Below are 19,508 nucleotides of genomic sequence, written 5' to 3' on the forward strand. Positions count from 1 at the left end.
GGCGCGGCCTCGATCATCTTCGATCTGAACGCCGGCCCCTCATCGGCCCGCTCACCGGCGCGGCCCGTCGATATCTCCACCGGCGCCTGCGGGGCCATCGATGAACTCCGGCGGATACCCCCAATCGGCGAGGCCGCCGGCGACCTGCCGGGTGAACTCGCCCAGCGGCGACATCGTCGTCGACCAGCCTCACTCAGGTGGTCGAGCGCAATCCGAACATCAAGATCACGCGAAGATCCCCGGCAACCACGGTGCAACCCTGCGCGACGACGCCCCGGCTGCGGGTCCCGCGCGGACAGCGCCGGGGGCGTGCTTCAGGGGAGGGTGGTGGGCTGCGATGAGGCGGCCCATCGGGGGTGGGTGTCAGGGGGCGGGGCGTTCCAGCACAGGGGTGGGTGGCGGTGGGGCGGGCGCCCCACCGCCGTAGTGCGTGTCAGGCGCGGCGGAGGTGGAAGGTCAGGGACAGGTCCTCGTCCGTGTGGGACGGGAGGTCTGTCGCCGTGCCCTCCGTGACCGTCGTCGCCAGGACCTCCTCCGCCACCACATGCCCCTCGGTGCGCAGGGCCGTGGCGAGCTCGGGGGAGGACGTGGTCCACCACAGGTCGATGCGGTCCGTGATCGACAGGCCGGTCGACTTGCGGGCGTCCTGGACCAGGCGGATGACCTCGCGCAGGAGACCGGCGCGGCGCAGCTCGTCGGTGAGCTCCAGGTCCAGGGCCACCGTCTCGCCCGTGCCGGTGCCGATGGCGCCCGTCTCCACCGCCCAGCCCGAGCGGGGCTGCTCGTTGACGATCACGTCGTCCGGGCCGAGCATGATCTCGCCCAGCTCGTCCGCCTCCACCATGACCGTGGATCCCGAGCGGAGGGCCCGGGCCACGCGGGTGGCGTCGGCGGCGGCCACGGCGGCCGCGACGAGCTTGGTCTGGGAGCCGAAGCGCTTGCCCAGGGCCCGGAAGTTGGGCTTGACCGAGTAAGTCACGAGATCGGCGCTAAATCCGGACATGTCTTCGAGGGTGTGGACGTTCAGCTCGTCCGCCACCAGACCCCGGAGCTCGCCGGGCAGCGACGGCCAGCCGTGTGCCCCCACCAGGGCGCGGCGGAGCGGCTGGCGGGTCTTGACGCCCGACGAGGCGCGGGCCGAGCGGCCCAGCTCCACCAGGCGGCGGACGAGGGCCATCTGGTCGGACAGCACCGGGTCCAGCAGGTCCTCGCGCACCTCCGGCCAGTCGGCCAGGTGCACCGAGGAGGGCGCGTCGGAGGAGCGCAGTACGTCCCAGAGGTAGTCGGTGATGAACGGCGTGACGGGGGCCATCAGCCGCGTCACCGTCTCCAGGCACTCGTAGAGCGTCGCGAACGCCTCCGGCGACCCCTGCCAGAACCGGCGGCGCGAGCGGCGCACGTACCAGTTGGACAGGTCGTCGAGGAAGTCCGCCAGGCGGCGGCCGGCGCGCTGGGTGTCGTACTCGTCCAGCGACGCCGTGACGTCGGCCACCGTTCTGTGCAGCTCGGCCAGCACCCAGCGGTCGAGCAGCGGGCGCTCGGCCGCGGGCGTGGCCTGCGCGAGCATGGCCGGCGACCAGGACTCGGCGTTGGCGTAGAGGGTGAAGAACGACGAGGTGTTCCAGAGCGTCAGCAGGACCTTGCGGACGATCTCCTCGAGGGTGTTGTGCCCCACCCGGCGCGACGCCCAGGGCGAGCCCGAGCAGGCCATGAACCACCGCAGCGCGTCGGCCCCGTGCTGGTCCATCAGCGGGATCGGCTCGAGGATGTTGCCCAGGTGCTTGCTCATCTTGCGGCCGTCCTCGGCCAGGATGAGGCCGAGGCAGAGCACGTTCTCGTAGGAGGATTGGCCGAAGACCAGCGTGCCGACGGCCATCAGCGAGTAGAACCAGCCGCGCGTCTGGTCGGTGGCCTCGCAGATGAACTGCGCCGGGTAGACGCCCTCCGGCTTGCCGCGCTCGCCCCACTGGGCGAACGGCATGGAGCCGGAGTCGTACCAGGCGTCGATGACGTCCGGCACGCGGCGCGCGAGGGCGCCGCACGACGGGCAGTCGAAGGTCACGTCGTCCACGAACGGGCGGTGCGGGTCGAGCGCCGAGATGTCCTGCCCCGCCAGCCCGCCCAGCTCCTCCAGCGAGCCGACGCACGTCACGTGGGACTCGTCCGCCGAGCACACCCACAGCGGCAGCGGCGTGCCCCAGTAGCGCGAGCGCGACAGCGACCAGTCGACGTTGTTGCGCAGCCACTCGCCGAACCGGCCCCACTTGATCGTCTCGGGGTACCAGTTGGTGCCGGCGTTCTCGGACAGCATCTTGTCCTTGACCGCGGTGGTGCGGATGTACCAGGACGGGAGCGCGTAGTAGAGCAGCGGGGTGTGGCAGCGCCAGCAGTGCGGGTAGCTGTGCTCGAAGTGGCCGCCGCGGTAAAGCAGCCCGCGGGCGCGCAGGTCCTCGGTCAGCTCCTCGTCGGCGTCCTTGAAGAACCGGCCGCCGACCATGGGCACGTCGTCGAGGAAGCGGCCGTCGGGGCCGATCGGGTTGACGACGGGCATGTCGTACTGCCTGATCACGGCCATGTCGTCGGCGCCGAAGGCCGGCGCCTGGTGGACCAGGCCGGTGCCGTCCTCGACCGTGACGTACTCGCCGAGCACGACGTAGTGGGCGCCGGGGATGTCGACCAGGTCGAACGGGCGGGAGTACGCGGTGTGCTCCAGCTCGCGACCGGTATAGCGGGCCACCTCGGTCGCGCCCTCGCCGAGGACCGACAGCAGCGGCTCGGCGACCACCAGGACCTCGCCGTCCGCGGTGCGGGCCGCGACGTACGTCACGTCGGGGTGCACGGCGACGGCCGTGTTGGACACGAGGGTCCACGGCGTGGTCGTCCATACGAGCAGCGCGGCGCCCAGCTCGGCCAGCGGCCCGGCGGTCACCGGCATGCGGACGTAGACCGACGGGCTGGAGACGGTCTCGTAGCCGCCGGGCTGGCCCAGCTCGTGGTCGGACAGCCCCGTGCCGCAGCGCGGGCAGTACGGCGTGATGCGGAAGTCGCGGAACAGCAGCCCCTTGTCCCAGATGACCTTCAGCGACCACCAGACCGACTCGATGTAGGAGGGGTCCATGGTCCGGTACGCCTGGGACAGGTCGATCCAGTAGCCCATGCGCTCGGTCAGCTGCTCGAAGGCGTCGACGTGGCGCAGCACCGACTCGCGGCACTTGGCGTTGAACTCGGCGATGCCGTATTCCTCGATGTCCTTCTTGCCGGTCAGGCCCAGCTCGCGCTCCACGCCGACCTCGACGGGCAGGCCGTGGCAGTCCCATCCGGCCTTACGCGGGACGCTGAATCCGCGCATGGACTTGTAGCGCGGGAACAGGTCCTTGAACACCCGCGCCTCGACGTGGTGCACGCCGGGCAGGCCGTTCGCGGTGGGCGGGCCCTCGTAGAAGACCCAGGACGGGTTTCCGGAGTTCTGCTCCACGGAGCGCTCGAAGATCTTCCCGTCCCGCCAGCGGTCCAGGACCTCGCGCTCGAGCGCGGGCAGGTCAACCTGCGCGGGAAGAGAGCGGAAAGATGGCGAAGACATTTCGGGTGTGACCTCCACGCTTGATCGGCCGGTAGGGCGAGCGTGAAGGGACGAAGCCATGCGGCCCCGCGGTACCACCCTTCTTGACCTCGCACGCGGGCGAGGCCCTCTTCGTTTGATCTGCGGCCGGGTCTAATGAGCTCTCGCGAGCCGTTCTTCCGGCGGCTCCGGGGTGATATCCCTCACAGTCGGGCCCCATCAACGCCTTGCAGTCTCAAACCATAACGCAGAGTGGGGCCGAAGGCTTCCTGCTTTCTCAGGGCGAGCCGCCCGAGGGGCCGTCGGTACGCAACCGACAAAGTTGCGGGAATGGACGCCCCTGTGGAGGAGTTTAATGCGCGAGGCGGGATAGTACGGGGGAGGTAAACCGTCCGGCGGGTCGTTTGCCGTTCCGTTATGTGGATCCCTAAGCTGCCCGCACCATTTACGGCCTTGATCAGCAATGGAGGCAGCCATGGCGGCAGTCACGCAGACCGCTACACCTTCGATGTGGTCGGAAGAGGAGCTGGCCGAGGTACGCGGCAGGCTCCAGAGCGAGATCGACCAGCTCAACGCGGACATCCACCGCCACGAGACGGAGATAGCCTCTGGAGACGTCACTCAGGGGGCGGGCGACGACCAGGCGGACGCCGGCGCGAAGACGTACGAGCGCGAACGCGAGATCGCCCTTACCCTGAATGCGCGCGATCTGGTCGCGCAGAACGAACGTGCGATCGCCAGGATCGACGCCGGGACCTATGGAGTGTGCGAATCGTGCCACAAGCCGATCGGCAAGGAACGCCTTCAGGCGTTCCCGAGGGCGACGCTGTGCGTGGCCTGCAAGCAGAAGGAGGAGCGCCGGTAGGCCGCCCCCGCGGGCGTCTGGTCGCCGTCCTCGTCGTGCTGGCGGCCGTGGTCTACGCGGCCGACCTCATCACCAAGACGGTGGTGCTTCGCACGCTCGAGGGTCAGGCGCCGCTCGTCGTCCTCCAGGACGTGCTGCAGTTCCGGGTGATCTTCAATTCCGGTGCCGCGTTCAGCCTCGGCACCGGAATGACCTTCGTCTTCACCTTCATCGCCGCGGGCGTGGTCGTCGCCATCGTGCGCACCGCCCGCAAGCTCGGCAGCCGGGCCTGGGCGGTCACGCTGGGGCTGCTGCTCGGCGGCGCGCTCGGCAACCTCACCGACCGGCTGCTGCGCTATCCCTCGGGGATCGGGCGCTCCACGCAGCTGCAGGGGCACGTCGTCGACTTCATCGAGGTGCTCCCCGGGCATTTCCCCGTGATCGACTACTTCCCCGTGTTCAACATCGCCGACTCGGCCATCGTCTGCGGCGGCATCCTGGCGGTGCTGCTGGCCTGGCGCAACGTGCAGATCGACGGGTCCCGGGAGACCCCGGAGACCAAGGGGGCCGAGAAGGGTGAGTGAGCAGCGGAGCCTGCCCGTACCCGACGGGCTGGAGGGCGAGCGGCTCGACGCCGCGCTCTCGCGGCTGTTCGGCTTCTCCCGCACCCGCGCGGCCGAGCTGATCGGCGCGGGCGAGGTGCTGGTGGACGGCCGGCAGCCGGCCAAATCCGACCGCGTGCACGCGGGCGCGTGGCTCGACGTGACGATGCCGCCGCCGGTCACCACGCCGATGCCGGTCGCCGAGCCGGTGCCGGGCATGACGGTCGTGTACGAGGACGACGACGTCATCGTGATCAACAAACCGATCGGCGTGGCCGCCCACCCGACCGTCGGCTGGACGGGGCCGACCGTGATCGGCGGGCTGCTCGGGGCCGGTCACACGATCGCCACCAGCGGGGCCGCCGAGCGCCAGGGCATCGTGCACCGCCTCGACGCCAACACCACGGGGGCGATGGTGGTGGCCAAGAGCGAGGTCGCGTACTCGCGGCTCAAGCGGGCCTTCAAGGAGCGCACGGTCGACAAGCGCTACCACGCGCTGGTGCAGGGGCATCCCGACCCGTTCAGGGGCACGGTGGACGCGCCCATCGACCGCCACCCGTCCGGGGACGGGCGCTTCGCGGTGGTGGCCGGGGGGAAGCCGTCGGTCACCCACTACGACACCGTCGAGGCGTTCCGTGCGGCCTCGTTGCTGGACATCAAGTTGGAGACCGGGCGCACGCACCAGATCAGGGTGCACATGGCGGCGCTGCGGCACCCCTGCGTCGGGGATCTGCTCTACGGGGCGGATCCGACGCTGGCGGCCCGGCTGGGGGTCACGCGCCAGTGGCTGCACGCGGTGGCGCTCGGGTTCGAGCACCCCACCACGGGCGACTGGATGTCGTTCAGCACGGACTATCCGCAGGACCTGCAGAAGGCGCTGGACATCGTCCGCGCCGAATCCTGACCGCCCCTACGGCTGGTCGGCGTCCTCGCCGCCCGGCTCCGACGGCTCGACCGAGTCCGGGGTCCGGGAAGGGGTGGTGTTGTCCCGGTCCTTCTTGCCGCTCGCGCTCGGCGTCGGCGTCCGGTCGGGGTTCTTCCGCTCACCGGTCGGCGTGGGCTCCCGGCTGGGGTCCTTCCGGTCGCCGGTAGGCGTCCTGTGCCGGTCCTCGACGGCCGGCGGGGAGCTTTCGGGTGTGGAGGGCGTCGGGGCGAGCTGCGGAGCGCCGGTGGTCGGATCAGTGGTCGGAGCGCCGGTGGAGGGCCCGGCGGTCACGACGGCGGGGGCGGGGCCCGGGTTCCGGGGCAGGTCCCGCGTCCGGCCGGACCACCAGGCCGCGCCGCCCGTGACCGCCGCGACGAGCAGCGCGCCTCCCGCGATCACGGCCACCGGAAGCCTGCGCCGCCGCCGCGGGGAAGCCCCGCCCGGCCCGGTCGCACTTGGCTTGATCGCGCCGGGCCCGGCCGGGCCCGGTTCGGTGACGGGGCCCGTCCGCTCGGGGGCGCCGCCGGTCAGGATCGCGGCCAGCCGCTGCTCGGCCTCCTCCAGCGACATGCGCTCGGCCGGGTTCTTGCGCAGCAGCCCGAGCAGTACGGGACCGAGCACGCCCGCGCGGGCCAGCGGCTCCGGCTCGGCGTGCAGGACCGCGCCCAGCGTGGCCAGGGGGTTGTCCCGCTGGAAGGGCGAGTGCCCCTCGACCGCGATGTAGAGCGTCACGCCCAGCGACCACAGGTCGGAGGAGGCCTTGGCCTGGCTGCCCGCCGCGCGTTCCGGCGCCATGAACGCGGGGGTGCCGAGCAGCACGCCCGTGCTCGTCACGGGAGCCTCGTCCTCCGTCGTGGCGATGCCGAAGTCGGTGAGCACCGCCCGGCCGTCCTCGGTCAGCAGCACGTTGTCCGGTTTGACATCCCGGTGCAGCACGCCCGCCGCGTGCGCCGCGCGCAGCGCCTCGAGGAGCTGCAGCCCGATGTCCGCGGCCGCCGCTGGGGACATGGGGCCGTCCTCGCGGATCAGCTCGCCCAAGGTGCGGGAGTTGACGAGCTGCATGACGATCCACGGGTGACCGTTCTCCTCCAGGACGTCGTACACGGTGGCCACACCTGGATGCGCCACCCGGCCGGCGGCCCTGGCCTCCCTGAACGTGCGTACGGCGAAGACCTCGCGCTCGGGATCCGTCAGGTCGGGCGGCGGCAGGATCTCCTTGACCGCCACGTCCCGGCCCAGCACCTCGTCATGAGCCTGCCACACCGTTCCCATCCCGCCCCGGCCGATCGTCCTGAGCAGCCGGTAACGCCCACCGACCATCTCTGTTGCATCGGACATGCACGGCGACTACCCAAGAAAGAACCGGACAAGCGCGGTGACGAGGGCCGCCGCGGCCAGGATGACCAGGAACGGCGCCCGCAGCAGCAGCCCGACGACCGCGGCGCCCAGCCCGGCCGTGCGCGCCGGGTCGAAGCTCAGCCCGCCCTCCTCCGTGAACACCTGCACCGCGATCAGGGCCGCCAGCAGCGCCACCGGCACCAGTTCGGCGAACCTGCGGATCGCCGGATGCTCCAGCACCCGGCGCGGCGCCGCCAGCCCGGCCAGCTTGAGCACGTAACAGCCCGCGCAGACCGCGGCGATGGCCCACCACAGCGTCATCGCGCCATCACCACCAGCACGGCGGCCGCCGACAGCAGCACGGGCACGCCGGGCGGCAGGAACGGGGTGGCGCACAGGGCCATCACCGCGGCCGCGCCGGCCAGCCGGCGCAGCTCGGCGCTGGCCGTCAGGCGCGGCCACAGGATGGCCAGGAACGCGGCCGGGCCCACCACGTCCAGCCCCAGCACGCCGGGGTCGCCCAGGAACGACGCCCCGTAGGCGCCCGCCAGGGTGGTCAGGTTCCAGGTGAGGTAGAGGCTGGCGAACGTGGTGACGAAGCCCGTACGGGCCGCCTCCGGGGTCGGCTGGGCCAGCGTGACGGCCGTCGTCTCGTCGATCACTCCCTGCGCGGCCAGCAGTCTTCGGGGCCCGCGTACCCGGAGCAGGTCGGCCAGGCGCAGGCCGTAGAGCGTGTTGCGGCCGCCCAGCAGCAGCGCGCCCAGCGTGGCGGTCACCAGGTCGCCGCCCGCGCCCACCGCGCCGGTCAGCGCGAACTGCGAGGCGCCGGTGAAGGCCAGCAGGCTCAGCACGCACGCCTGCGGCACGCTCAGGCCCGCGGTGATCGCGGCGGCGCCGAAGGCGATCCCCGACAGCCCCACGGCCACGCCCACGCCGAGGCCGTCCCGCACGGCGGCGGAACGGTGAGTTGTCTGTTCCATGCCGCAAGAGGCTAGGAGGTGGGGGAACCGCCGGTCTTGTACGTTCCTGCAGCACGCTGGTACGCCGCGGGCGGCACGCCCACGATGCGCTTGAAATGCCGGTTGAGGTGGGCCTGGTCCGTGAAGCCCACCTCGGCGGCCACCTGCGCCGGGCGTACCCCGGACTGCAGGAGGCGGCGCGCCTGGCGCACCCGCAGCGAGGTGAGGTAGGCGTGCGGCGGCAGGCCGGTCTCGGCCTTGAACGCCCGCAGCAGCGCGAACGGCCGCGCGCCCACCGCGTCGGCCAGGTCGTCCAGCGTCGGCGGGTCGACGAGGCTGCCGTGCAGCAGGTCGAGCGCGTCCCGCACGGCCCGCCGGCCCTCTGCGGGCAGGATCGCCGTCGGCCTGGGCGTGGCGTGGCGGGTCACCAGCCGCGCGAACAGCGTGCGGCTCAGCGTGGAGGCGGCCAGCGCGTCGCCGCGCTCGGCCGCCTGGTGAGCCCGGCCGAGCAGCAGCGCCACCTCCTCGTCACGCACGACCTGCCTGGGGAAGTGCGGCGTCGCGTACGGCACGCCCAGCTCGGCGGCGATCCCCGCCAGCCTGTCGATCGACGGGTAGAGCATGCGGTACGACCAGCCGTCCGGCGTGCCCGCCTGGCCGGTGTGCACCGACTCGGGGTTGACCAGCACCACCTCGCCCGCGCCCGCCCGGTGCAGGGTGCCGCGGTAGTCGAACTCCTCCACACCCCTGACGATCACGCCGATGGCGTAGCCGTCGTGCACGTGCCGGGTGAAGCGGTGGGTGACGTAGCGGGCCTTGAGCAGGTCGGTGCCCGGCACCGCCGGATGCCGCCAGAAGTGCGCCTGCTCTTTCATTGAGGTCTGAAGGTCTTCGCGAACGTCTCGAAGTAGCGCCGGTCCGAGGCCCAGCGGGCGTCGGTGGTCTCCCAATAGAGGGCGTACGGGCGGCCGTCGGCGGTGCGGAAGCCGCGGTTGATCACGTGGATCCGCTGCCCGTCGCGGATCCTGGTGAACTCCCAGTCGGCGGCCTTGCGGCCGAGGTAGGTGGTGGAGACGATGCCGATCCGGCTGTATCCCTCGAACTCGCCCTTCGCCCGGATCTCCTTCTCCAGGCTGGCCCACTGCTTCGCCGGGTCCGTCCAGGCGAAGTCGGGGACGGTCCACTCCACGATCATCGCGCCGGGGCTGTCGGGGCCCTTGAAAGTGATGCTGTCCCTGGTGGAGTGCTTCACGGCCCGCCACCCCTCCGGGACGGCGACCCCGAAGCGACCCTGCGCGCTCCTGAACGCGCGCCACCCCGCGGGCACCGGCTGCGTCGTCGTGGTGGGCGTACGCGTGGGCTCGGGCGTGGGCGTGGGCATGGCCGTGGGCGTGCTCGACGTGGTCGGCTCGGCGGTGGGGGTGGGACCCGTCGGTGTGGGGCTCGGGGTCGCGGCGGTGCTCGTCCAGTGGTTGGAGACCAGGAAGCCGCCCGCGCCCAGCACCGCCACGGCGGCGGGCAGGCCGATCCACAGCGCCTTGCCGCGCCTGGGCCGCGTCGAGAGCGTGGGGCCCTCGGCCGTGTTCGCGGCGCCGGCCGTCGGCCGCCATGCCCCGGGGGGCGTCGGGTGGGGGGAGGGGCCCGAGGCGGCCTCGTACAGCAGCCTCGCGGCCTCCGCGGCGGGCAGGCGCTCGTCCGGGCTCCTGCGCAGCAGCCCCATGATGACCGGCTGCAGCGCGCCGGCCCGCGCGGGCGGCTCCGGCGCGTCGCGCAGCACCGCCGCGACCGTCGCGGCCCACGAGTCGCGCTTGAACGGCGGCTCGCCCTCGACGGCCGCGTACAGCGTCGCCCCCAGCGACCACAGGTCCGACTCGGGGCGCGCGGGCTCGCCGTTGAGACGCTCGGGCGGCATGTACGCGGGCGTGCCCACCAGCCCGCCGGTCGCCGTCAGCCCCGCCTCGGCCTCCAGCGAGGCGATGCCGAAGTCGGTCAGCACCACCCGGCCGTCGTCGGCCAGCAGCACGTTCTCGGGCTTCACGTCACGGTGGAGCACCCCGGTGGCGTGCGCGGCGCGCAGCGCGTCGAGCACCCGCCCGCCGATCACCGCGACCTGCCCCACCGTGAGCGGCCCGCGCTCGCGCACCACCTCGGCCAGCGAACGCGAGCGCACGAGCTGCATCACGATCCACGGGCGGCCGTCCTCCTCGACGACGTCGTGGATGACGATCACCGACGGGTGGTCGAGGCGGCCCGCCGCCCTGGCCTCCCTGATGGTCCGGCTGTTGAGCTCGGCCCGCTTGGCGTCGCCGACGCCCGTGTAGCGGACCTCCTTGATCGCCACCGTACGGTCGAGCAGCTCGTCGTAGGCACGCCAGACCACGCCCATGCCGCCCTCACCGAGCGGCTCGATGAGGCGATAGCGGTTGCCGACCTGCCTTTCCACGCCGTGAAGCCTACTTGGCCGGTTTGAAGGTGGCGCAGAACCCTTCAAAGAAGTCGTAGTCGGCCTTCCAGTGGCTCTTCAGCGTGTGCCAGTAGATCGCGTATCCCCGCCCGTTGTCGGTGATGAAGCCCCGGTTGCGCACGCGCGTCTTGCCGGTGTTGGTGTTCCAGGTGAAGTCCCAGTCCGCGGCGGCCTTCTGGAAGCCGTCGACCCGCTTGATGTCGAGCTTCTTGTAGCCGCCGAAGTTGTTCTTGAGACTCGGCTCCTGCTTCTTCCAGTCCTTGTACGGGTCCCTGCTGCTCTTCCCGCCGTCCTCGATCATGAGGTACGCGTTGGAGGCCGCGCCAGGGCCTCGGAACTTGACCTGGTTGCCGCCGCGGGTCAGCACGTCCCAGCCCTTGGGCAAGCCGACGGAGAAGCCGAGCTTCTTGTCCTTGTACATCTTCCAGCCGGCCGGCAGCGCGTTCTCCTTCTCCTTCTCCTTCTCGGGAGTGGGAGCCGGGGTCGTGGCCGTCGGCGACGGCGGCTGGGACGCACTGGGCTCGGCGGAGCCCGACGTGGACGCGCTGGGCGACGCCTGCGAGGCGGTGCCCGTGGGGACCGTGGCCTGGGACGAGCCCTTCTTCGTGTCGCGCTCGTCGGGGGCCGAGCTCAGCCCGAGGTAGCCGCCGATCACGGCCACGAGCACGACGGCCACGGCCGCCGCGATGACCGGCCCGGCCCGGCGCTGGTCCGTCCTGGTCGCGTCCATCGTGGACTCGGCGGTGGCGGGGGCCGGGGCCGCGGTCGGCGACGGCGTGATCCGCGACCCGGTCTCGGGGACGGCGGGCGACGGGACCGGAGCGGCGGAGGCGATCAGGTTGGGGTCGGTCGGGGTGTCGTCCTCGACGGGCGGCGCCTGGCGCAGCTTGCCCAGGGCGCGGAACCTGTTCTGGACGGCGGCCTTGCCCTGCGCGGAGGCCTCGTTCTGCGACGGCGGCTCGGCCGGGGCGGGGGTTTTGCGCGGCGGTGGTGGCGTGGTGGGCCGCGGCACGCGGATCGTCTGCGCCGCGGGGAACTGCGCGGTCGGCGGCGGGCTCGCCTGGGCGATGACCTGCCGCAGCATCCGCTGCGCTTCCTCGTACGTGAGCCGCTGGACCGGCTCCTTGTTGAGCAGGCCCAGGATCACGTCGGTGAGCGGGCCCGTGTGCGCAGCCGGATCGGGCTCGTCGGTCAGCACGGCGTGCATGGTCGCCAGGGCCATCCCCCGCTCGTGCGGGGAGCGGCCCTCCACGGCCGTGTACAGCGTAGCCCCTAACGACCACAGGTCCGACTCGCGCCGCGCGGGCAGCCCCTTGAGCCGCTCGGGCGCGATGAACGCCGGCGTCCCGGCCAGCCCGGTCACGGTGAGCTGCGTCTCGGTCTCCAGCGTGGCGATGCCGAAGTCGGTGAGCACGACCCGGCCGTCGTCGGCCAGCAGCACGTTCTCGGGTTTGACGTCGCGGTGCAGCACGCCGGCCTCGTGGGCGCGGTGCAGCGCGTCCAGCACGGCCAGGCCGATCTCGGCCACCCGCTTGGGTGCCAGCGGCCCGTCCTGCTTGATCACGGCGCCCAGCGAGCGCGACTGGACGAGCTGCATGACGATCCAGGGCCGGTCATCCTCCTCGATCACGTCGTGAACGACGATCACGTTGGGATGCTCGAACCTCGCCGCCGCCCTCGCCTCGCGCATGGTGCGCCGGTTCAGCAGCTGCACTTCCTCGCCCAGGGCGGCCGCGTACCTGACCTCCTTGACCGCGACCGTGCGGTCCAGGAGCTCGTCGTACGCGCGCCAGACGATACCCATCCCGCCCCTGCCGATGGGTTCCTGCAGTTGGTAGCGGCCGGCGATGCGGCGTCCCTCCTGCTTGCGATCCGACATCAACGGCCTCAAACCCTCCTCTAGGCCAAGAAATACTCCCATAGAGAGGGATCAACGGCGACTCGCCTGAAGGACAGTCCGTCATGTGAGTGGCACCGTCCAGCAGGTGAAGCCATGGGTGTAGTGTTTCAGACATGACTTGTCGCTACGCCTTTATCGAGCCGGCTCCGGGAGAGCCGGTCGTCAGCTAGCGACCACCTGGAGCCGGCACGAGGCAGAGACGACCCGTCTCTGCCTTTTTGGTTTTCCCGCCGGCTGCGCAGGGGCCGGCCCGAATTGGGGGAGTCGAGGATGTCATCGACCTTGGAACGGCGCGCCGTGGCGGTGGGCGGAACGCTCGTGGGCGAAGGGCCCGCCGTGGTGATCGGCGGCCGGGTCGACCTGCGGGCGCACCGCGGGGAGGCCGACGCGTACGAGGTGCTGGGCGAGCACGCCACGCTGGTGGAGCCGTACTCGGCGGCCGATCTGCCGGCCATCGCCGAGCGGGCGGACGCGGTCGTGGTGGGTTCGTCGTGGACGCGCGACATCCCGCTGGTGCGCTCGGCGGCCGGGCTCGGGCTGCCGGTGGTCGTGGAGCGGCGGCCCGCTGCGTCGCTGGAGGAGTGGCTGGAGCTGGCCGACTACTGCGCGCGGGAGGGGGACGGGCGGGTGCTCCTGTGCGAGGGCGGCCGGTTGGACCTGGGGCTGATGCGGGCGGCCCGCGCGGTCTCGGGGCGTCCCGTGCTCGCCGACGTCTCGCGGGACGCGGCGCTGTCCGCGGCGGCGGTGGCGGCGGGCGCCGACGGGCTCGTCGTGGACTCGGCCGAACGGGGCACCCCGCCGGTTGGCGGGCCGGCCAAGCTCGGGACCTACGTGGGAGCCCGGACGGCTGAGCCCTCCAGGAGCGGGGCGCTGGAGTTCGTGGGCCCCGGGAGCCTCGCCGAGGCCCGTCAGGAGCTCTCCCCGGCGACGGTGTTGCGCGCGGCCGAGGAGGCCGTGACGGTCGTGGGCGCCCTGGTGCGGCCCGAGGCGCCCGCCACGCTGCCGGAGTGCCGCGAGGCGATCGACCGGGTGGACGCGGCGCTGGCCACGCTGCTCGAACGGCGGGCGGCGCTGGCGGGCATCGTGCAGCGGATCAAGCCGGTCGGCGGGTTCGCCGGGCGCGACATGGCCCGGGAGCGCGCGCTCGTGTCGCGGATGGCGCTGCGCGCCCCGTCGCTGGGGGAGGCCCGGCTCGCGCCCATCATGAACGCCGTCATCGAGGCGGGCCTCCACCTGGCCGAGGAGCGCTCGGCCGAGTGAGCGGGCGTCAGGGAGCGTCGAGGCGGACGTTGTTCATGGGGCGGCCCGGTCCGGCGGCGATCTGCTTGGTGATGAGCTCGGCGAAGCGGCGGTAGCCGTCGCCCGTCGGGTGGTAGCTGCGGGCGTTGACCTTGAGCTCGTCCATGTTCACGCTCAACCCGTTCAGGTACGGCTGCGGCCGGCCCACCTCGTGCCCCGTGAACGCCTCGTACGCGTCCACGTACTCCACGCTCCCCGGCACGCCGAACGCCGCGATCGTGCGGTCGAAGTCGGACACCACCGAGGCCACCGTGTCGTTGAGCCGGCGCGTCATCCCGTTCAGCCAGGTCTGGTCCTCGGCGCTCATGTTGTCGACGGTCGCCACGGGGTCCTTGGGGAAGGGCCTGGGGTAGCCGAGGACGATGATGCGGGCGTTCGGCGCCCGCGTCCGCACCTCGCGCAGCACCTTGGTCAGGCTGGGGCGCAGCTCGTCGATGCGGCGGGCGACGGCGGCGTCCTGCTCCACGCACGCCGACGACCACGGCAGCTTGACGATGCAGCCCGTGAGCACCTTCGTGAACCCGGCGTCGTTGCCGCCGATGCTCAGCGTCACCAGGCTGGCGTTCGGGCCGACCCGGGTGATCTGGGGCTTCTGGCCGTACTGGCCCGACAGGATCTGGGAGGAGGTGGCGCCGCTGCAGGCGTAGAAGGCGGTGCCGCCCCCGAAGCGGTAGGTCTGCGCCACCAGCGGCACGTACGAGCCCGTCGCCCGGTGGCAGCGGTCGGCGCCGTCGTTGATCGGCTCGTGGTCCAGGTCCCAGACGCCCTCGCCGGAGGAGTAGGAGTCGCCCAGCGCGACGTACATGCCGCCCTGCGCCACCTGCACGGGCGTCAGGCGGGTCGCCTGCGGCAGCCTTCCGTTCGGCTCCTGATCGGCCGGGCAGCCCGCGCCGAGCACGGCGCAGGCCAGCCTCGGTAAGACGCCCAAGGGCGCGCATGCCACGGCAAGCGCGGCGCCGACGGCGGCGGCCGCCACGGTCTGGACTATCGCCCGCTTTGTCCACCTCGGCGTCTGTCGTGTCGCCTCGTCCAGTGCGGCCTCCCCCGTGTGCGGCGGCTCTGTGCCGGCACATCGAGAGTACTCAGTCAGGGGCGGCCGCCGTTGACGATCCGGCGGCGGCTGACCACCCGCCAGCCGAGGGCGATGGCCACGGCCAGCGCCGGGATGAGGAAGAACGCCACCCGCTGGTCGGGGTCGGCGAAGGGCATCAGCAGGACGACGAGCACCAGGAACGCCAGCGTGAGCCAGTTCGTGTACGGCGCGCCGGGCATCGGGAACACCGACAGGTGGCCCGACCGGCGCAGCCGCATCTGGCACCAGACGAGCACGCCCCAGGTCGTGATCACGCCGAGGGAGGCGACGGCGGTGGCGATGTTGAAGGCGCGCTCGGGCAGGAAGTAGAACAGCGCCACCCCGGCCAGGAACATGGCCGCCGTGAACAGGATGCCGCCCATCGGGACGAACCTGGAGCTGAGCGTGCCCGTGAACCCGGGCGCCTCCTGCTTCATGGCCATCGAGCGCAGGATGCGGCCCGTGGCGTACAGGCCGGAGTTGCAGGACGAGAGCGCGGCGGTGATCACCACGAGGTTCATCGCGTCGGCGGCCCACGGGACGCCGAGGCCCGCGAAGACCGTCACGAACGGCGAGGTGTCCGCGTGGTACGCGGTCCACGGCAGGACCATCGCCAGCAGCGCCACCGAGCCCACGTAGAAGATCGCGATGCGCCACACCACGCCGTTGATCGCCTTCGGCATGACCTGGTGCGGCCTGGCCGTCTCACCCGCCGTGATGCCGACCAGCTCGATCGACGCGTACGCGAACACCACCGACTGCAGGCTCATCAGCACCATCGGGAAGCCCTTGGGGAAGAAGCCGCCGTGGGAGACGAGGTTGTGCGGGGTCGCCTGGCCGACCGCGAAGACCACCAGGACCAGGCCGACCACCAGGAAGATCGTGATCGCCAGCACCTTCAGCATGGCGAACCAGAACTCCAGCTCGCCGAACAGCCGGACCGACACCAGGTTGACCGACAGCACGAAGCCCAGGGCGATGAGCGCCGTCAGCCACTGCGGGAACGCCGGAGCCCAGTAATGGATGTAGGCGGCGATGGCGGTCAGCTCGGCGATGCCGGTGAACGCCCAGTTGATCCAGTACATCCAGCCGCTGGCGAACGCCGCCCACGGGCCGATGAACTCGCCCGCGTACTCGACGAACGACCCCGCCACCGGGCGGTAGAGCACGAGCTCGCCGAGCGCCCGCATGACGAAGAACGCGGCCGCCCCTGCGGTGGCGTACGAGATCACCAGGGCGGGCCCGGCCGCGGCCAGCCGGCCGCCCGAACCGAGGAACAGGCCAACCCCGATCGCCCCGCCGATCGCGATCATCTGGACCTGGCGGTTGCCGAGCGCGTGCCGGTAGCCTTCGTCCGTCTGCGTGCGCACCGAGTGTCTCCTCAACTACGTACAGTGAATATGACGATATCGGTGCTGCCGGCCACGGGGGTCCCGGCGCGCCGGTCCGGACGGGGGCCGGGCGCGGGCACCAGGGTCTCGGTCCGGACCACTGGAGTCGGAGCGCACAACCCCACTCGAGCGGGGCCGGGATCCGCCTGGGGGCGTGACGGCGGTTGTCGTGGTCTCCCGGTGGGGGCGCGATCGGCTTGGGGGCGTGACGGCGGTCGTAGCGGTCTCCGGGAGGGGCTGGGATCCGCCTGGGGTGGGATGGTGGTCGTCCGCGGTTCGGGCCCGTGCGTGATGGGGTGGCGGGGGTCAGGAGGGTGGGGGGTCCTTGAGGTGGAGGGCGAGGCGGGTGCGGTCGCGGAGGGCGTATTTGCGGAGGAGGCTGGAGACGTGGTTCTTCACCGTGCCCTCGGCGATGCGCAGCCGGGCCGCGATCTCGCGGTTGGAGGCCCCCGCGGCGATCAGCGCGGCCACCTGCGCCTCCCGGGCCGACAACCGGCCCCGAGGCGCAGCCGGCGGGGGCGGCGCGGGCGGGGTGCGCCGGAGCTCGGCGACCAGGCGGGCGGCCACCGGTGAGGCGAGCACCGTCTCCCCGCGGCCGGCGCGGCGGACGGAGTCGATCAGCTCCTCCGGCGTGCAGTCCTTGAGCAGGTAGCCGACGGCGCCGCCGCGCAGCGCGCCGAAGATGTAGTCGTCCTCGTCGAAGGTGCTGAGCACGATCGACGCCACCCCGGGCTGCCGGGCCGACAGGCGGGAGATGAGCTCGACGCCGTCCATCCTGGGCATCCTGGCGTCCACCAGCGCCACGTCCGGGCGGCACTCGGCGGCCACCAGCAGCGCCTCCTCGCCGTCGGCGGCCTCGCCCGCCACCTCGATGCCGTCCTCGATCTCCAGCATCTTGCGCAGGCCCTGCCGCATCAGCTCCTGGTCGTCGACCAGCAGCACCTTGATCGCCCTCACGTCGCCACCTTCACTGGGACGGGCAGCTCCGCCCGTACCTCCAGCGGCACCCTGATCGCCCTCACGTCGCCACCTTCGCCCGGACGGGCAGCTCCGCCCGCACCTCGAAGCCGCCGCCCGGCCGGTCGCCCGCGACCAGGGTGCCGCCCACGGCGCGGGCGCGCTCGGCGAGCGAGCTCAGGCCGAACCCGCCACGTCCCCCGCGGTCGCGGCCCTTGCCGTCGTCGGCGACCGCCAGGACGACGGCCTCGCCGGAGAAGGTGAGCGTGCCGTCGACGTGGCGGGCCCCGGCGTGCCGGACCGCGTTGGTGAGCCCTTCCTGCAGCACGCGGTAGAGCACCAGCTCCACATCGGGCTCCAGGGGCACCTCGCCGCCCACCACCTCGAAGGACACCGCCAGCCCCGTGCCGTCGAACGACGCCGCCAGCCGTTCCAGCGCCGCGCTGCCGACGCGGCCCTCGAGCGCGAGCGGGCGCAGCGCGCGGACCCACCGGCGGGCGTCGGCCAGCGCCTCCACGGTCAGCCCCTTCGCCTGGCGCACCTCGTCCCAGGCGGCCTCGGGGCGGCGCGAGCGGAACCGCTCGGCGTTCTCCAGGCTCAGCTTGATCACCGTCAGGTGGTGGCCGATGGAGTCGTGCATCTCGGCGCCCATCCGCGCCCGCTCCTGGGCGACCGTCAGCTCCCTGACCCGGGCCAGCAGCCGCCGCGCCTCCTCCCGCCTGCGCCGCGCCTCCAGCACGGCCGACGTCATGCCCAGCACGAACGCGGCGAAGACGACGGTGACCACCGTCTGCACGGTGGCCTCCGGAATGCCGTGGGCCACCGCGGTCGTGACGAAGAGCCCGCCCATCAGGCAGCCGACGATGACGGCCGCGGTCCGCATGCCGTGGACGAACGCCACATTGGCGATCGCCAGGAGCGTCAGCAACTGGTGGATCTCGGCCGAACCCGTGAGTCCCAGGGCGAACGTCGCCAGCAGGAACGCCACCGGCAGAGGCCGCCGCCACCCTTCGCAGCGCCGCCAGGGCAGCAGCAGCCAGAGCACGGCCACGAGCGCCAGGTTGACGCCGAAGGGCACGGCCCACGGCGGCGTCGAGGGCTCGGCCGCGTACGCGACGGCCCCGGTGGCGGCGAGCACCACCCAGAACACGACGGTGAACAGGACGGGCCGGTCGGGGACGCGCAGCCGGGCCAGAGGACGCTGCATGGCTTCGACCATAGTTTCCCGCGAGGGCGTTGTGATCCTCCTTGAGGACCCATGACGAAGGTCATGGCGGGTTCAGACCGCGGGCCGATGTGCGGCGGCGCAGGGCTGCCTAGCGTGACGGTCCATGAAAGCCACTCATCCTGTCTGGGCCGTGCTGATCGCCGTCGTCGCGATGTTCGCGCAGGTGTACGGCGGCTCCCTTCCCGCGATGCTGCTCTTCGACCGGGGCGACCCCCTCTATCAGCCGGTGGGCGTGATCGGAGTCACGCTGGCCTCGCTCGGGCTCGTCTACCTGATCCGCCGCTTCCTCGGCCGTCAGTCGTGGCGGGGCGTGGGGCTCACGAGGTCCTGGCGGGCCGTGCCGCACCTGCTGGCGGGCGTGCTGGCCGGCGCGGCCGCGGTGATCGCCTCCAACGCTCTGTCGGTGGCGCTCGGCGTGGCCACCTGGCTGCCGTGGGACGTGATGCGCGCCCAGCTCCCCTACCTGCCGCTCTACGTCGCCATAGTCCTGCTCGGCCAGGCGTTCCCCGAGGAGCTGCTGTGGCGGGGTCACCTGTTCGACACGCTGTCGGGCCGGCTGTCCCCGAGGGCCGTGCTGATCGTGGTGTCCGTGTGCTTCGGCGCGCTGCACATCCTCTCCCGGAGCCCGGCGGACACGCCCGCCGAGCGCCTGCTCTACGTGCTCCAGGCGATCGGCATCGGCTTCGCCTGCGCGGCGGCGCGGGCGCGCACCGGAGCGGTGTGGATGGCGGTCGGCGTGCACACCGGCTTCCACACCGGCAACATCGTGCTCCCGACCCAGGACGTCCAGTACGGCGTGCAGCTCGTCATCGTCGCCTGCGCGCTCGCCGTCACCGGCCTGCTCATCCTGGCCGGACGGAGGGACGGCCACACCGCGCCACTGGAACGGGGGCTGGTGCGGGAGAGTTCCTGAGCGGTGGTGATCCGACGAGCGGTCGCGGCCGGGGTGGGCAACCCTCGCCGTCGTCGG

General features: G+C 72.3%; 16 protein-coding genes. 5 read left to right on the top strand and 11 right to left on the bottom strand.

The features are described from left to right. Window positions 1–433: 433 nt before the first annotated feature. Window positions 434–3,580: an isoleucine--tRNA ligase gene (gene ileS, locus ABZX61_RS05515; protein ID WP_355192694.1), complete on the bottom strand. Its 3,147-nt coding sequence runs from the start codon at window positions 3,578–3,580 to the stop codon at window positions 434–436. A gap of 454 nt (window positions 3,581–4,034) precedes the next feature. Between ileS and ABZX61_RS05520 the strand changes: the two genes are divergently transcribed. Genes ABZX61_RS05520 through ABZX61_RS05530 form a run of 3 tightly spaced genes read left to right on the top strand, consistent with a single transcriptional unit; the run spans window position 4,035 to window position 5,909 of the window. After that, complete coding sequence (locus ABZX61_RS05520; protein ID WP_350729195.1) at window positions 4,035–4,424, top strand: TraR/DksA C4-type zinc finger protein; 390 nt, start codon at window positions 4,035–4,037, stop codon at window positions 4,422–4,424. Between the two features lie 35 nt (window positions 4,425–4,459). Beyond that, entirely contained in the window at window positions 4,460–4,987 is a 528-nt protein-coding gene (lspA, locus tag ABZX61_RS05525; RefSeq protein ID WP_350729231.1) for a signal peptidase II, read from the top strand. Further along, complete coding sequence (locus tag ABZX61_RS05530) at window positions 4,980–5,909, top strand: RluA family pseudouridine synthase (RefSeq protein ID WP_185073022.1); 930 nt, start codon at window positions 4,980–4,982, stop codon at window positions 5,907–5,909. Before lspA ends, ABZX61_RS05530 begins: the two co-directional genes overlap by 8 nt. A gap of 6 nt (window positions 5,910–5,915) precedes the next feature. Here the strand turns inward: ABZX61_RS05530 and ABZX61_RS05535 are convergent, their stop codons facing one another. From ABZX61_RS05535 to ABZX61_RS05560, 6 genes are read right to left on the bottom strand one after another with little or no spacing between them, the layout of a single operon-like run. Continuing rightward, window positions 5,916–7,268: a protein kinase gene (locus ABZX61_RS05535; RefSeq protein ID WP_355191748.1), complete on the bottom strand. Its 1,353-nt coding sequence runs from the start codon at window positions 7,266–7,268 to the stop codon at window positions 5,916–5,918. 9 nt (window positions 7,269–7,277) lie between these two features. After that, entirely contained in the window at window positions 7,278–7,589 is a 312-nt protein-coding gene (locus ABZX61_RS05540; protein WP_350729198.1) for an AzlD domain-containing protein, read from the bottom strand. Continuing rightward, window positions 7,586–8,248, bottom strand: a complete 663-nt coding sequence (locus ABZX61_RS05545; protein WP_355191750.1) for an AzlC family ABC transporter permease — start codon at window positions 8,246–8,248, stop codon at window positions 7,586–7,588. The genes ABZX61_RS05540 and ABZX61_RS05545 overlap by 4 nt, the downstream gene beginning before the upstream one ends. 11 nt (window positions 8,249–8,259) lie before the next feature. Then, window positions 8,260–9,102, bottom strand: coding sequence for an AraC family transcriptional regulator (locus tag ABZX61_RS05550; RefSeq protein WP_355191752.1), 843 nt, complete (start codon window positions 9,100–9,102; stop codon window positions 8,260–8,262). Next, window positions 9,099–10,670, bottom strand: a complete 1,572-nt coding sequence (locus ABZX61_RS05555; protein ID WP_355191754.1) for a protein kinase — start codon at window positions 10,668–10,670, stop codon at window positions 9,099–9,101. The genes ABZX61_RS05550 and ABZX61_RS05555 overlap by 4 nt, the downstream gene beginning before the upstream one ends. A 10-nt stretch (window positions 10,671–10,680) precedes the next feature. Beyond that, window positions 10,681–12,570: a serine/threonine-protein kinase gene (locus tag ABZX61_RS05560; RefSeq protein ID WP_355191756.1), complete on the bottom strand. Its 1,890-nt coding sequence runs from the start codon at window positions 12,568–12,570 to the stop codon at window positions 10,681–10,683. Between the two features lie 291 nt (window positions 12,571–12,861). Here ABZX61_RS05560 and ABZX61_RS05565 point away from each other — a divergent pair, with 291 nt between their 5' ends. Next, window positions 12,862–13,851, top strand: a complete 990-nt coding sequence (locus tag ABZX61_RS05565; protein ID WP_350729206.1) for a chorismate mutase — start codon at window positions 12,862–12,864, stop codon at window positions 13,849–13,851. Window positions 13,852–13,858: 7 nt separating this feature from the next. Here the strand turns inward: ABZX61_RS05565 and ABZX61_RS05570 are convergent, their stop codons facing one another. The 4 genes from ABZX61_RS05570 to ABZX61_RS05585 form a co-directional block, all read right to left on the bottom strand. Continuing rightward, a complete protein-coding gene (locus tag ABZX61_RS05570) occupies window positions 13,859–14,866 on the bottom strand; it encodes an SGNH/GDSL hydrolase family protein (protein ID WP_355191758.1) in 1,008 nt (335 codons plus the stop codon). Between the two features lie 110 nt (window positions 14,867–14,976). Then, window positions 14,977–16,332: an amino acid permease gene (locus ABZX61_RS05575; RefSeq protein WP_350729210.1), complete on the bottom strand. Its 1,356-nt coding sequence runs from the start codon at window positions 16,330–16,332 to the stop codon at window positions 14,977–14,979. Window positions 16,333–16,659: 327 nt separating this feature from the next. Further along, window positions 16,660–17,310, bottom strand: coding sequence for a response regulator transcription factor (locus ABZX61_RS05580; RefSeq protein WP_355191760.1), 651 nt, complete (start codon window positions 17,308–17,310; stop codon window positions 16,660–16,662). Between the two features lie 61 nt (window positions 17,311–17,371). Continuing rightward, window positions 17,372–18,517, bottom strand: a complete 1,146-nt coding sequence (locus ABZX61_RS05585; protein ID WP_355191762.1) for a histidine kinase — start codon at window positions 18,515–18,517, stop codon at window positions 17,372–17,374. Window positions 18,518–18,641: 124 nt separating this feature from the next. Between ABZX61_RS05585 and ABZX61_RS05590 the strand changes: the two genes are divergently transcribed. After that, entirely contained in the window at window positions 18,642–19,451 is an 810-nt protein-coding gene (locus tag ABZX61_RS05590; RefSeq protein ID WP_355191764.1) for a type II CAAX endopeptidase family protein, read from the top strand. Window positions 19,452–19,508 lie beyond the last annotated feature (57 nt).

Origin of the sequence: Nonomuraea sp. NPDC003709 (assembly GCF_040610775.1) — a bacterium.
Classification (GTDB): domain Bacteria; phylum Actinomycetota; class Actinomycetes; order Streptosporangiales; family Streptosporangiaceae; genus Nonomuraea; species Nonomuraea angiospora_A.